This is a genomic window from Frigoribacterium sp. NBH87, from assembly GCF_014217665.1.
GTDB lineage: Bacteria > Actinomycetota > Actinomycetes > Actinomycetales > Microbacteriaceae > Frigoribacterium > Frigoribacterium endophyticum.
The window spans coordinates 277,862-291,634 of sequence record NZ_CP043650.1 but is presented as its reverse complement, the minus strand read 5'-3'; the positions used below and the strand labels follow the sequence as shown (position 1 = coordinate 291,634).

Below are 13,773 nucleotides of genomic sequence, written 5' to 3'. Positions count from 1 at the left end.
GCAAACCCGCCGCGGGGGGCCTCTCGGCCGCCTCGGTGGAACCCGCGGCACGCCCGTCGCATTCCCGGCAGACGGCCTCTGACGTGCGATTCTTCTCCCGGGAACACGACGGCGAAAGGCGTGCCACATGCAGGATCTGAGGGTCAACGGAGTCGAGGACGGAGCGCTCCTCCTGACCACCGACGCCGGTGTCGAGTACCGCCTCCCCGTCACGCACTCGCTGCGCGCGCAGCTGCGCACGGCGAGCGGCGAGACGCCCGCCACGACGCGCAAAGCCCCGCCGCGCGAGATCCAGTCGCTCGTGCGCTCCGGGCTCTCGTCGGCCGAGGTCGCCGCGCTCACCGGCGCCGACGTCGAGTTCGTCCACCGCTTCGAGGGCCCCGTCCTCGCGGAGCGCGCCTTCGTCCTCGAGACGGCCCTCCGCGTGGCCGTCTCCGTCGCCACCGAGGTGGCTCCCTCCACGGGCTCCGGCACCTTCGGCGCGGTCATCGAGTCCCGCCTCGACGCCGCCGACGCGACCGACCGCGAGTGGACGAGCTACAAGGACGGCGAGCACGGCTGGGTCGTGCGGGTCTCCTACGTCACCCAGGAGGTCGCCCGCGACGCCGTCTGGCGCTTCGACCCCAAGCGCACCGCCCTGGCGCCCCACTCGGGCGACGCCCACGTGCTGTCCCGCCACTCCGCCGACCCGGGCCCCCTCGTCCCGCGCCTCCGCGCGGTGGGCCACTCGTCCGACGCCGACTCGGACGCCGGCGGCCGCTTCGACACCGGCGCCTTCGAGATCGCCCCCGACCGCTCCGACGTCGTCGACGACACCGTCGTCGAGTCCCCGGCCGCCGAGCGCCCCCGCGTCGACCCGCGGTCCGCCGCCTCCCTGGCCGCCACGAACCGCGACTCCGCCCCGACCTCCCCGTCGTCGCAGGCCCAGACGGCCGACCTGCTCGAGGCCCTGCGCCGCCGTCGGGGCGAGCGCGAGGCCGCCCGCTTCACGGACGACGAGCGCTCGGCGCACCCGTCCACGGGGTCGATGCGGGTCATCGACGTCCCCCTGACCGACTTCGGCCTGCCCGAGGGCGCCCCTCCCGCCCCCCGGGACGACGAGACCGAGAAGGTCGACCCGCCGGCCCCCGCCCCGGCCGAGCCCCGGTCCATCGGCTCGGCCCGTCGAGGCCGCGGTCGCGACCCGATCCCGACCTCCGCCACGACCACCCCGCCGAAGAAGGGCAGGGGGCGCGCGTCGATGCCGAGCTGGGACGAGATCGTGTTCGGTGCCCGGACGGACGACGAGGGCCCCGCCTGACTCAGCGGGCGAAGGCCCCGAACCGGCGCAGGGGCACCTGCGTCTCCTCGCTCGACCAGGACCCGTGCTGGCCGATCATGCTGCCCGCGGCACCGCCGGTGGAGCGGCCGTCGTAGTAGACGACCCCCTTGCGGGCGGCGACGAGCAGGTCGCCGATGCGAGGCAGCACCGCCTCGTCGACCGGGCCGAACCAGCCGGCCTCCACCGCCTCCTCGCGGGTGACGACCCAGGAACGGTGCGACTCCGCCTCGCGCCAGGCCGCGACGGTCGCGGCCCGCAGGGCGTCGCTCGCGTCGGGCTCGAAGTGCAGCTGGAGGCAGCGCGGCTCCCCCGCCACGTGGCGCACCCCGTCGACGAGCGCGGCCTGGCCGCCGAAGACGACGCGGCCCTTCTCGGCCACGTCGAGCACGCCGTGGTCGGCCGTGACGAGCAGCCCCTCGTCGGCGCCGAGCGCCTCGTCCAGGCGCCGCACCTCTCCGTCGAGCTCCTCCAGGGCCGCCGTCCACTCGTCCGACTCCCACCCGGCCCGGTGGGCGATCATGTCGAGCTCGGGCACGTAGAGGTACACGAGGGAGGCGCCGGGCGCGGCCACGAGGGAGCGCGCGGTGGCGAAGCGCTCGGCCACGGTCTCGGCGGTGACGTAGTCGGCGCCGGAGAGGATCGCCTCGGTGAGCCCGGAGGTGGCGTAGCGACGAGGCCCGACCGCGAAGCTGCGGACCCCGACCGCGGAGCCGCGCTCGAAGACGGTCGACCGGCGCTGCCAGGTGCTCGGGCGCATCCGGTCGTCCCAGCCGGAGAGCTGCTTGACGACCCGGTCGTTCTCCGCGTCGAGGACGGACCAGCCGACGAGCCCGTGCTCGCCGGGGAGCGCACCCGTCGTGAGCGTCGCGAGGGCGGCGGCCGTCGTGGTCGGGAAGCCCGACCAGATGCTGCCCTTCCGGCCCGTGAGGGTGCGCGCGTGGCCCGCGCGGGCCCCCAGGGAGGCCGAGCCGAGGCCGTCGACGAGGAGGACGACCGCCGAGCGGGCGGGGGGGAGGGGGAGGGCGCCGACCTGGCCCGTGAGGGCGGCGACGGACGACTCCAGGACGTCGGCCAGGCTCACGGCTCCGGTCGGGCGCGCCGGTACGATGGTCGTCATCGGCACCAGTCTGGCACAGCGCCGTCTGGCCGGTCCCGCCGCCCCGCAGCCGGGTGCCGGCCCCGCCGAGGCGCCCCGCGCCTCCTTCCCGCGAGAAGTGCATGACCACGACGACGAACGACATGAGCAGCGCCAGCGACGGTGAGCGGATCGAGGACATCGACGTCTCCCTCGAGATGCAGGGGTCGTTCCTCGAGTACGCGTACTCCGTGATCTACTCGCGGGCCCTGCCCGACGCCCGCGACGGCCTCAAGCCGGTCCAGCGCCGCATCCTGTACCAGATGTCGGAGATGGGGCTCCGCCCCGACCGCGGGCACGTCAAGAGCGCCCGCGTCGTCGGCGAGGTGATGGGCAAGCTGCACCCCCACGGCGACACGGCGATCTACGACGCCATGGTGCGCCAGGCCCAGTCGTTCACCATGCGCGTGCCGCTGATCGACGGCCACGGCAACTTCGGCTCCCTCGACGACGGCCCCGCCGCCCCGCGCTACACCGAGGCCCGGCTGGCGGAGGCCTCCCTGGCCATGACCCGGGGCCTCGACGAGGACGTCGTGGACTTCGTCCCGAACTACGACAACCAGCTGATGCAGCCCGAGGTGCTGCCCGCGGCCTTCCCCAACCTGCTCGTCAACGGCGCGAGCGGCATCGCCGTCGGCATGGCGACCAACATGGCGCCCCACAACCTCGTCGAGGTCGTCGGTGCCGCCCGGCACCTCATCGACCACCCCGGGGCCAGCCTCGACGACCTCATGGCCTTCGTGCCGGGCCCCGACCTCCCCACCGGCGGCACGATCTCCGGGCTCGCCGGGGTGCGCGACGCGTACGCGACCGGGCGGGGCTCGTTCAAGACGCGGGCCAAGGTCCAGGTCGAGAGCATCACCGCCCGCAAGTCCGGGCTCGTCGTCACGGAGCTCCCCTACCTCGTCGGCCCGGAGAAGGTCATCGAGAAGATCAAGGACGGCGTCCAGGCGAAGAAGCTGACGGGCATCACCGACGTCACCGACCTCACCGACCGCACGCACGGGCTCCGGCTCGTCATCGGCATCAAGACCGGGTTCAGCCCGGAGGCGGTGCTCGAGCAGCTCTACCGCTACACGCCCCTGGAGGACGGCTTCAGCATCAACGCCGTCGCCCTGGTGGAGGGCCAGCCCCGGACGCTGGGCCTCAAGGAGATGCTGCAGGTCTACGTGGGGCACCGCCTCGAGGTCGTCACGCGCCGCAGCCGCCACCGCCTGGGCAAGAAGGAGGACCGCCTCCACCTGGTCGAGGGCCTCCTCGTCGCCATCCTCGACATCGACGAGGTGATCCAGGTCATCCGCACGAGCGACGACTCGGCCGCCGCACGGGCCCGGCTCCGGGAGGTCTTCGACCTCAGCGAGATCCAGGCCGAGTACATCCTCGACCTGCGCCTCGGCCGGCTCACGAAGTTCAGCCGCATCGAGCTCGAGTCGGAGCGCGACGAGCTCGTCGCCGCCATCGAGGAGCTCCGCGCCCTCCTGGCCGACCCGGCCCGGCTGCGCGCGCTGGTGTCGTCCGAGCTCGCGGAGATCGCGGAGCAGTTCGGCACCCCGCGACGCACCCTGCTCACCGAGGCCGCCCCGAGCGTCGCGACGGCCGGGCGTGGACGCAAGGCGCCCGTGCTGGAGATCGCGGACACGCCCACGCGGGTGTTCCTCTCGACGACCGGGCGCCTCCTCAGGGTCGACCACCCCGAGCCGGGCTCCGCGGCCCCGACTCCCCCGGCCCGACGCACGAGCCACGACGCGGTGCTCTCGTCGATCGACACCTCCACGCGGAGCGAGGTCGGCGCCGTGACGTCGACCGGTCGCCTCATCCGGTTCACGCCGGTGGACCTGCCCTCCGTCCCGCCCACCTCGGTCCAGCTCGGGGCCGGCGTTCCGGTGCGCGAGTACCTCGGGCTGCCGGACGCCACCGAGAAGGTGCTGGCGCTCGTCTCCCTCACCGCCGACCGCCCGGTCGCCCTCGGCACGGCACGCGGCGTCGTCAAGCGGGTCGCCCCCGGCCAGTGGCCGGCCAAGCCCGAGTTCCCGGTCGTCACGCTCAAGCCGGGCGACTCGGTGGTCGGCGTGGCGCAGGGCACCGACGACGACGAGTTCGTCTTCGTCACGTCGGCCGCCCAGCTGCTCCGGTTCCCCGCAGCGTCCGTCCGGCCCCAGGGACCGGCCGGCGGCGGCGTGGCCGGGGTCAGCCTGCCCGACAGCGCCCGCGTCCTCTTCTTCGGGGCCGTGCCGGAGGGGCAGGAGGCGGTGGTCGCGACGGTGTCGACCAGTGCGGCCTCGATCGACGGCGTCGACCCCGGCCGCGCGAAGCTCAGCGCCTTCGACGAGTTCCCGGCCAAGGGCCGCTCGACCGGCGGCGTCCGCGCCCACGCCCTCCTCAAGGGGGAAGGCGGCCTCTCGCTCGCCTGGGTGGGGCCGGGACCCGCCCGGGCGGTCGCGGCGGACGGCGCCGTGCGCTCGCTGCCCGAGGAGCTCGTGCGGCGCGACGCCTCGGGGGCACCGCTCCCGGCCGTCGTCGCGTCGGTGGGGGCCTCGGTCGCGCACGTCACCGACTCGGCCACGGGGGCCGAGGCCGGGGCCGAGCCGGTCGACTGACCGACGACGGGCAGCCACCGGCCCGGCCAGGCCGGCGGGGCTCCCCCGCGGCGAGCGGTCGGGCCGACCCCGGCGGCGGCGTCAGACGTCGATGCGGTCGCGGCTGAGGCCGGCCCCGTCGATGATGAACTCCTTGCGGGGGGCCACGTCGTTGCCCATCAGCAGCTCGAAGACCCGCGCCGCGTTCTCCGCGTCGTCGACCCTGACCCGGCGCAGCATGCGCCCCTTGCGGTCCATCGTGGTGGTCGCCAGCTGCTCGGCGTCCATCTCGCCGAGGCCCTTGTAGCGCTGGATCGGGTCCTGGTAGCGCTTGCCGCTCCGGCGGAGACCCGCCAGCACCCCCTTCAGCTCCTGCTCGGAGTACGTGTAGATGGTCTGGTTCGGCTTGCTGCCGGCGTTGATGGCCACGACCCGGTGGAGGGGAGGCACGGCCGCGAAGACGCGCCCCTGCTCGATCATCGGGCGCATGTACCGGAAGAAGAGCGTGAGCAGCAGCGTCCGGATGTGGGCCCCGTCGACGTCGGCGTCGCTCATGATGATGACCTTGCCGTAGCGCGCCGCGTCGAGGTCGAACGACCGCCCCGACCCCGCCCCGAGCACCTGGATGATCGACGCGCACTCGACGTTGGAGAGCATGTCGCTGACCGAGGCCTTCTGCACGTTGAGGATCTTGCCGCGGATGGGCAGCAGCGCCTGGAACTCGCTGTCGCGGGCCAGCTTGGCCGTGCCGAGGGCCGAGTCGCCCTCGACGATGAAGAGCTCGCTGTTCGCGACGTCGTTGGACCGGCAGTCGACCAGCTTGGCGGGCAGCGAGCTGTTCTCGAGCGCGTTCTTGCGCCGCTGCGTCTCCTTGTGGGCCCGAGCGGCGATGCGGGACTTCATCTCGGCGACGACCTTGTCGAGCACGAGCGCCGTCTGCGCCTTGTCCTCCCGGCGCGACGAGCCGAAGAGCTCGCCGAACTGGTCGGCCACGACGCCGGCGACGATCGCCCGCACGGCGGGGGTGCCGAGGATCTCCTTCGTCTGGCCCTCGAACTGCGGCTCGGGGAGGCGCACGGTGAGCACCGCGGTGAGCCCCGCCAGCACGTCGTCCTTCTCGACCTTGTCGGTGCCGACCTTGAGCCGACGGGCGTTCGCCTCGACCTGCTGCCGGAGGAACTTCAGCAGTCCCGCCTCGAAGCCGGCCTGGTGCGAGCCGCCCTTGGGCGTCGCGATGATGTTGACGTAGCTGCGGAAGACCGTCTCGTAGCCGCTGCCCCAGCGCAGCGCGATGTCGACCTCGCACTCGCGCTCGAGCTCGGTGGCGACCATGGCACCGCCCTCGGTCAGCACGGGGACGGTCTCGGTGTAGCTCCCCCGGCCCGTCATGCGCCAGGTGTCGGTCACGGCCGTGTCGGGAGCCAGGAACTCGACGAACTCGCTGATGCCGCCGTCGAAGCGGAAGGTGCTCTCGGAGGGGAAGCCGCCGTCGGTCAGCGAGCCGGGCCGCTCGTCACGGATGCGCAGCGACAGGCCGGGGATGAGGAACGCCGTCTGGCGGGCCCGCCCGAACAGCTCGTCGGGCTGGAAGCTCGCGCCGCGGGTGAAGATCTGGCGGTCGGCCCAGTAGCGGATGCGCGTGCCCGTCACGCCCTTCTTCACCTTCCCGACCCGGCGCAGCACGCTGCCGGAGACGAACGGCGTGAAGGGCGCGTCGGGCGTCGGCTCGCCGGAGTCGTCGAACGTGCCGGGCTCCCCGCGGCGGAACGACATCGCCCAGGTGACGCCGTCGCGGTCGACCTCGACGTCGAGCCGCTCCGAGAGGGCGTTCACGACGGAGGCGCCGACGCCGTGCAGGCCGCCCGAGGAGGCGTACGAGCCACCGCCGAACTTGCCGCCGGCGTGCAGCTTGGTGAAGACCACCTCGACCCCCGTGAGGCCGGTCTTGGGCTCGATGTCGACGGGGATGCCGCGCGCGGTGTCGCGGACGGTGACGCTGTCGTCGGCGTGCAGGACGACGTCGATGGCGTCGCCGTGGCCGCCGAGCGCCTCGTCGACGGAGTTGTCGATGATCTCCCACAGGCAGTGCATCAGCCCGCGGGAGTCGGTCGACCCGATGTACATGCCGGGTCGCTTGCGCACCGCCTCGAGCCCCTCGAGGACGGAAAGGTGTCGAGCCGAGTAATCAGACGTGGCCAACGGGGATCTCCTGACGCTGAGCCGACCGCGTCGACCGGGGGATCCGGAGGCGGTGGGCTCGGACCATCTTAACGAGAGCCCCCGACACGGCCGGGTCGACACCCGCGAGGCCCCCGTCCGGGGCCGTTCCGCTACGCGCGGAGCGAAATCCCGCGCAATGTGCTCCGTGCTCGCCGCGCGCGTGTTTTGATGAGTGTCACCCACCCACAGCACCACCGTCAGGAGGAGCACCCCATGACTCAGATGGCCACCGACACCACCGCCGTCGACGAGCTCGGCTCCCGGTACCAGCTCAGCGCCGCAGACCGCTGCGACAGCTGCGGAGCCCAGGCCTACGTCCGCGCGACCATGGCCAGCGGCGAACTGCTCTTCTGCGCCCACCACGGCGCGAAGTTCAAGGACAAGCTGCAGCCCGACGCCGTCGAGTGGCTCGACGAGAGCGCCAAGCTCACGGCGAGCTGACCACCCACGACTCCCGGCCGGGCACGCCCCGGCCCGTGACGACGAAGGGCCCGTGCCACCCGGCACGGGCCCTTCGTCGTACGGTCGCCCGCGCTCGGGTCACATCGCCTTGAACGAGCGCTCCAGGTTGTCGCGGATGACGCGCTGTGAGGCCGCGGCGTACTCGTCGAGCTTCGCGTGCGCGGCCGACGGGTGGTACGAGATGCTCCGGCGCGTGAGCGCTGCCCGCAGCAGGCGGTCGCTCAGGGCCGGGTTGAGCGGGAGCAGGGGGCCCTTGAGCTGCGTGCCGAAGGAGGCGCCCCGCCGGATCCCCTCGGAGCGACCGTCACCGTTGCCGCCGCCGTGGACGACGGTGGCGAACGCCTCCGCGTCGGCGTCGAGCTCGACGTGCGCCGCGTGGTCCTCGAAGCCGAAGAGCGTCAGCGTGTCGCCGAGGTGCTCGGTCGTGACCTGGAAGTAGTTCGTGCGGCGCGGCGCGCCCCGACGGACGGTGCCGGGGAGGAAGCCGATGCCGGCCACCGTCTCGCCCTCCGTCGTCTGCACGCCGTGGCTGAGGAGCTCCATGCCGCCGCCCACCCCGACGACGGGGACGCCGGACGCGGCGAAGCCCTCCAGCGCGTCGCGGAGGCGCTGTGCGTCCTCGCTGACGGCGCGGACGCCCGAGAGCGGGCCGTGGCCGACGAGCACGACGTCGGCGACCGTGGGGACCGCGTCGCCGACCCGGTACTCGAGGACCTCGCTCTCGATGCCGGCCCGGCGGGCGCGCTCGACGAGGGCCGTCACGTTGCCCCGGTCGCCGCTGACGCCGAGCTGCTCGGGGTAGAGGTGGACGAGGCGGAGGGTGTCGCTGCTCACGCGGTCTTCTCCAGGTCGGGGTGGCCGAGGATGCGACGGGCCAGCATCATCTGCTCGTAGTTCGTCACGAAGTGCTTCGTGTGGTCGCTCGGCGAGGGCAGCCGGCGCATGAGCCGGATGGCCTTCGAGATGTCCTCCTCGATGACGTGCACGGGGATGCCGTCGTGCTCGAGACGGAGCGCGAGCTGCCAGGCCTTGGCACCGGCCAGCACGTCGACGTGGTCGAGGTGCGAGAAGTCGATGTCGTAGATCCACGAGATGTCGGGGGTGCCCTCGTCGATCGCCAGCATGACCTGCTCGACGTCCTGCGGCAGGGCGTCGAGGTTCAGCTGGAGGCTCGCGGCGTTCTTGAACATGATGAACTCCGCCTCGTCGGCGCCGAGCGACATGCGCTCGCCCCGCCCGTAAGCAGGCTTCATCGACTCGAACGCCCGGCTGACGGCGGCCGGGTCGACGGGTCGGCCGAGGACGACCGAGGCGGTCTGCAGCGCCGCCGCGGCGTCGACGGCGTAGTGCAGGCCACGGGCGGGCAGCCTGACCTCGACCGTGGTGCCGCCGACCGAGATGGTGGCTCGGTCGCCGGAGAGCGAGAGGACCTCGCTGTCGGCCGACCGCCCGCCGTCGGCCTCGCGGCTGAAGTCGTGGGCGTTCTGCAGGCCGTTGGGCGACGCCTCGACGACGTCGGGGGCCGCGCCGAAGCGGGTGACGATCTGACCCGGGCGTGCCTCGTAGGGCGCGAGGTGCTGGTCGTCGCGGTTCGTGACCACGGCGGTCGTCGCCAGCGCGGCCGTGTCGGTCATCATCGTGCCGACGCGCTCCGTCTCGAAGAAGCGGTAGAGCTGGTCGACCTGGACGTTGAGCATCAGCACCGTCGAGGGGTGCAGCGACCGGGTCAGCTCGACCGCGAAGGCCTCGTCGACCTCGATCACGCCGATGTCGTGCTTGACACGGCCGGTCACCGTCACCTCGCGCAGGAAGGCCGACGCGATGCCCTGGGGCAGGTTGGCCCCGGTCGGGTTGGTGAAGACCGAGAGGCCGTGGGCCCGCAGCGTCTCCGTCAGCATCATCGTCGTCGTCGACTTGCCGTTGGAGCCGAGCACGAAGACGACGCCCTGCTCGAACTGCGACGCGACGTGGCTGAGGAAGTCCGGTGCCAGCGTCAGGACGGTGCGGCCCGGGTAGGCCGAGCCGCCGCCGCGGAGCCGGGCCGCGGCACGGACCAGGCGCCCGGCCAGGACGGGGATGACGTACTTCACGGGTCTACTCGAGGTAGTCGCGGAGCGACTGCGACCGGGACGGGTGGCGGAGCTTGGCCATCGTCTTCGACTCGATCTGGCGGATGCGCTCGCGCGTCACGCCGAAGGTGTCGCCGATCTGGTCGAGCGTCTTCGGCATCCCGTCGCCGAGGCCGAAGCGCATGCGGATGACGCCCGCCTCGCGCTCGGAGAGGCTGTCGAGCAGCGACTCCAGCTGCTTCTGCAGCATGGTGAAGCCGACCGCGTCGGCCGGGACGACCGCCTCGGTGTCCTCGATGAGGTCGCCGAACTCGCTGTCGCCGTCCTCGCCGAGGGGCGTGTGCAGCGAGATGGGCTCGCGGCCGTACTTCTGGACCTCGACGACCTTCTCGGGCGTCATGTCCAGCTCACGGGAGAGCTCCTCGGGCGTGGGCTCGCGACCGAGGTCCTGCAGCATCTGCCGCTGCACGCGGGCCAGCTTGTTGATGACCTCGACCATGTGGACGGGGATGCGGATGGTGCGGGCCTGGTCGGCCATGGCGCGGGTGATGGCCTGGCGGATCCACCACGTCGCGTAGGTGCTGAACTTGAAGCCCTTCGTGTAGTCGAATTTCTCGACGGCACGGATCAGGCCCAGGTTGCCCTCCTGGATGAGGTCGAGGAACTGCATGCCGCGACCGGTGTAGCGCTTGGCGAGGCTCACGACGAGGCGGAGGTTCGCGCCGAGCAGGTGGCTCTTGGCCCGCTGCCCGTCGCGGGCGACCCAGCGGAGCTCGCGCTCGAGCTCCTTGCTGAGGCCCGTGCTGTGCGAGAGCTTGTCCTCCGCGAAGAGGCCGGCCTCGATGCGCATCGCCAGCTCGACCTCCTCGGCGGCGTTGAGGAGGGCGACCTTGCCGATCTGCTTCAGGTAGTCCTTGACGGGGTCGGCCGTCGCACCGGTGATGGTGGTCGAGTAGACCGGCATCTCGTCGTCGTCGTCCTGCGAGATGACGAGGGCACCGGTGGGCAGCACCTCAGGAGCCTTCGCGGGGGCGTCGCCCTCGGTCTCGTCGGCGGCGTCGGCCTCGGTGTCGGCGGGCACCTCGACGGGCTCGACCTCGGCCTCGTCGTCGGGGGCGTCGTCGCCGGCCGCCGCCTTCGTCGACTTCGCCGGAGCCTTCTTGGCCGGGGCCTTCTTCGCGGGGGCCTTACGGGCCGGGGCCTTCTTGGCGGGGGCCGCGGCGGCGGTCTCGGCCGCCTCCGTGGCCGGGGACACGAGCTCGGTCCCCTCGTCGGACACGGCCGGGGCGGCCGTGGTCGCCTTGCTGCGAGTAGCCATGCGAACACCTTTCGATCGTCGGTTGCGTCGGGGAGGCTGCGGCGCGGCGTCTCGACGTGTCGACCGGCGCCCTGACGTCGGTCGGCCTTGCTTCTGGGCGGACGGCCCGCGGGGCGGGCCGACCGGATCGGCCCTGGTGGCGGGCCGATGTCGCTGTGGTCTCGCACGCCACGGGGCGCGCGGGAGATGGTGCAGGATTTCGGGCAGTACGAGGACCCATGTCAAGTCCTCGCGGTGACGCGCCTCACGGCGGACGGTGTGCGAGGACACGAACGGGTCCTTCGACCATTATTGCACGGCCCGGGCGAGCCGTTCGACACGCAGGCGCCCCCGCGGTGCGCCCTCGGCGGACGCCCGTGCGTCAGGCGCCGCCTCGCCGCCGACGCCGCGCCTCGCGCCAGCGGCGGTCGAGCGCGACCCAGAGCGGAGCGACCTGGATCCCCTCCTCGAGGTGCAGGCGACGACGCGTGCCGCGGCGGGCGAGGAGGAGGCCGACCACCCCGCCGCCCACGACCACGTACTGCACCAGGAAGGCCACCCGGAAGGACTCGAACGCGAAGAGGTCGCTCGGCTGCCCGGACGCCACCCGTGCGGCGTCCATCTGGTCGAGGACGACGCCGATGAGGAACATCATGACGAAGCTCGCGAGGAAGCCCCCGACGTTGACCACCCCGTTCGCGACGCCGAGGCTGCGCAGGGGGTTGAACGTCCGGGCGAAGTCGAAGCCGATGATCGAGCCGGGCCCTCCCACGCCGAGGGCCACGACCAGGACGACCGCCAGCCACTGCGGGGGCACCCCGGGCCAGGCCAGCAGCACCGTCCAGACGACGCCGAGCACGGTGACGATGCCCAGCACGAGCGCCGAGCGGCGCAACGGGAAGCGCGCCATCAGGACGCCGAGCACCGGCCCGGCCACGACGCCCGACACGACGAGCACGGTGAGGAGGCCCGAGGCCTGTCCGCTCGTGAAGCCGAGCCCGCCCACGAGGAAGGGCACGCCCCAGAGGAGGGAGAAGACCGTGCCCGACGACTGCGTCACGAAGTGCGACCAGAAGCCGAGGCGGGTGCCCGGCCGCTTCACGCTCTCGCCGAGCTGCCGGCCCGCCTCGCGCCAGGTGAGCACGGCGCGGTCGCGGTCGCGGCCCTCCGGGGACTCGCTGACGACGGCGACGACGAGGACGACCGCGAGCACGGAGAGCGCCGCGGCGCTGAGGAAGGCGGGCGACCAGCCCGCGGAGTGCAGCACGAGCGACAGGGGCAGGGCCGAGAGCACCTGCCCGGCCTGGCCGATGTTGCCCGTCCACTGTGAGACCTGCGGCAGGATCGGCCCGCGGAACCAGGCCGGCAGGAGCCGCATCACCGAGATGAACGTCATCGCGTCGCCGGCCCCCACCAGCACCCGACCGACCACGGCCACGCCGATCACGGGCGGCGACAGGGCGACCACGCCCTGCCCCACTGCCAGGAGGACGCCGCCCGTCACGATCAGGGCCTTGGGCCCGACGCGGTCGAGCATGACGCCGACCGGGATCTGCAGCCCGGCGTAGACCGCGAGCTGCACGACGGCGAGCGTGGACAGGGTTGCGGCAGAGATGCCGAAGAGCTGCTGGGCCTCGACGCCCGAGACACCGAGGGAGGACCGCTGGAGCACGGCGACCACGTACGCGAGGACGGCGGTGCCCCAGACCAGCCAGGCACGCGCGGAGTTCACCCGACGAACCTACCCGACCCGCTCCTCCCCCGGCACGGAGCGGGCGTCAGCCCTCGTCGTCGGGGCGGCGCGTCGCGAGGAACTTCTCGAGCTCGGCCGCCAGGGCGTCGGCCGACGGGACCTGGCCGTCCTGGTCGGTGAGGGGCGACGGCAGGGGGTTGCCCTCCATGTACGTGTCGTGGCGCTCCTCCAGGGTCGTCACGAGCCGCGACAGCTCCTGGTTGCCGTGCACCTGCTCGTCGACCTACACGAGGAAGTCGCGCCCCTCGGTGCGGAGGCGGTCGGTCGGGAAGATCAGTCCGGTGGCCGCGCTGATGCTCGAGAGCGCGGTCACGGCCGCGTCGGGGAACTCGGTGTCGGCCAGGTAGTGCGGCACCAGGAGGACGAAGCCCGCCGTCGGGTGGCCGTCGTCGTGCAGCCGCTTCTCGATCAGGTGGAGGGCGTTGGCGGGCGCCTGCGTCACGGGCTTCCAGACGGAGAGGGTCTCGATGAGGTCGGCCCGGTTGCCGCTGACCGTGACCCCGAGCGGGCGGGTGTGCGGCACGGGCATGGGGATCGAGTGCACCCACGTCGTCGTCGACACGCGGTACCGCTCGACCAGGCCCACCACCGCCGCCGTGAAGCGCTGCCACTGGAAGTCGGGCTCGAACCCGGAGAGGAAGAGGAACGGCTGCCCCACGTCGTCCTGCACGAGGTGCAGCGACAGCGGGGAGGTCGTGATCTCGGCGACGTGGTCCTGGTCGAAGGTGAACACCGGACGGCGGGCCCGGTAGTCGAGGAGCTCGTCGGGGTCGAAGGTCGCGACGAGGGTGTGGTCGAGGGTGTCGAGCACGTACTGCCCGAGCTGGCTGACGGCGGAGCCCGCGTCGGCGAAGCCGGTGAGCCCCGCGACGAGCGGCAGGCCCTCGGGCACGTCGTGGGAGTCGGGGGCGAGGTCGTAGAGGCCGGCGGGGTCGTGCAT

Annotated in this window: 9 protein-coding genes and 1 pseudogene; 3 read left to right on the top strand and 7 right to left on the bottom strand. The window is 72.8% G+C overall.

Annotated elements, in window-relative coordinates; translation table 11 throughout:
- Positions 1-127 precede the first annotated feature (127 nt).
- Positions 128-1,300: a septation protein SepH gene (gene sepH, locus F1C15_RS01360; protein ID WP_185232571.1), complete on the top strand. Its 1,173-nt coding sequence runs from the start codon at positions 128-130 to the stop codon at positions 1,298-1,300.
- Position 1,301: 1 nt separating this feature from the next.
- On the opposite strand, the gene F1C15_RS01355 is transcribed toward sepH, so the two are convergent.
- Entirely contained in the window at positions 1,302-2,438 is a 1,137-nt protein-coding gene (locus F1C15_RS01355; protein WP_185232569.1) for an alkaline phosphatase family protein, read from the bottom strand.
- Between the two features lie 101 nt (positions 2,439-2,539).
- Between F1C15_RS01355 and F1C15_RS01350 the strand changes: the two genes are divergently transcribed.
- The gene (locus F1C15_RS01350; protein ID WP_255465397.1) at positions 2,540-5,053 is read left to right on the top strand and encodes a DNA topoisomerase (ATP-hydrolyzing) subunit A; all 2,514 of its coding nucleotides are present in this window, start codon (positions 2,540-2,542) and stop codon (positions 5,051-5,053) included.
- An 81-nt stretch (positions 5,054-5,134) separates the two neighbouring features.
- Here F1C15_RS01350 and F1C15_RS01345 read toward each other — a convergent pair whose 3' ends face one another.
- On the bottom strand, positions 5,135-7,231 hold the full coding sequence (locus tag F1C15_RS01345; RefSeq protein ID WP_167259114.1) for a type IIA DNA topoisomerase subunit B: 2,097 nt from the start codon (positions 7,229-7,231) through the stop codon (positions 5,135-5,137).
- Between the two features lie 234 nt (positions 7,232-7,465).
- On the opposite strand from F1C15_RS01345, the gene F1C15_RS01340 reads away from it, so the two are divergent.
- Positions 7,466-7,693: a hypothetical protein gene (locus F1C15_RS01340; protein WP_056054537.1), complete on the top strand. Its 228-nt coding sequence runs from the start codon at positions 7,466-7,468 to the stop codon at positions 7,691-7,693.
- A 99-nt stretch (positions 7,694-7,792) separates the two neighbouring features.
- Here the strand turns inward: F1C15_RS01340 and F1C15_RS01335 are convergent, their stop codons facing one another.
- From F1C15_RS01335 to F1C15_RS01315, 5 genes and pseudogenes are all read right to left on the bottom strand, one after another.
- A complete protein-coding gene (locus tag F1C15_RS01335) occupies positions 7,793-8,548 on the bottom strand; it encodes a type 1 glutamine amidotransferase (RefSeq protein ID WP_185232567.1) in 756 nt (251 codons plus the stop codon).
- Positions 8,545-9,804, bottom strand: a complete 1,260-nt coding sequence (locus F1C15_RS01330) for a MurT ligase domain-containing protein (RefSeq protein ID WP_185232565.1) — start codon at positions 9,802-9,804, stop codon at positions 8,545-8,547. The genes F1C15_RS01335 and F1C15_RS01330 overlap by 4 nt, the downstream gene beginning before the upstream one ends.
- 4 nt (positions 9,805-9,808) lie before the next feature.
- Positions 9,809-11,326, bottom strand: a complete 1,518-nt coding sequence (locus F1C15_RS01325; RefSeq protein WP_082514457.1) for an RNA polymerase sigma factor — start codon at positions 11,324-11,326, stop codon at positions 9,809-9,811.
- Positions 11,327-11,462: 136 nt separating this feature from the next.
- On the bottom strand, positions 11,463-12,812 hold the full coding sequence (locus tag F1C15_RS01320) for a nitrate/nitrite transporter (protein WP_185232564.1): 1,350 nt from the start codon (positions 12,810-12,812) through the stop codon (positions 11,463-11,465).
- A gap of 46 nt (positions 12,813-12,858) precedes the next feature.
- Positions 12,859-13,773 (bottom strand): annotated as a pseudogene (locus F1C15_RS01315) (proteasome assembly chaperone family protein).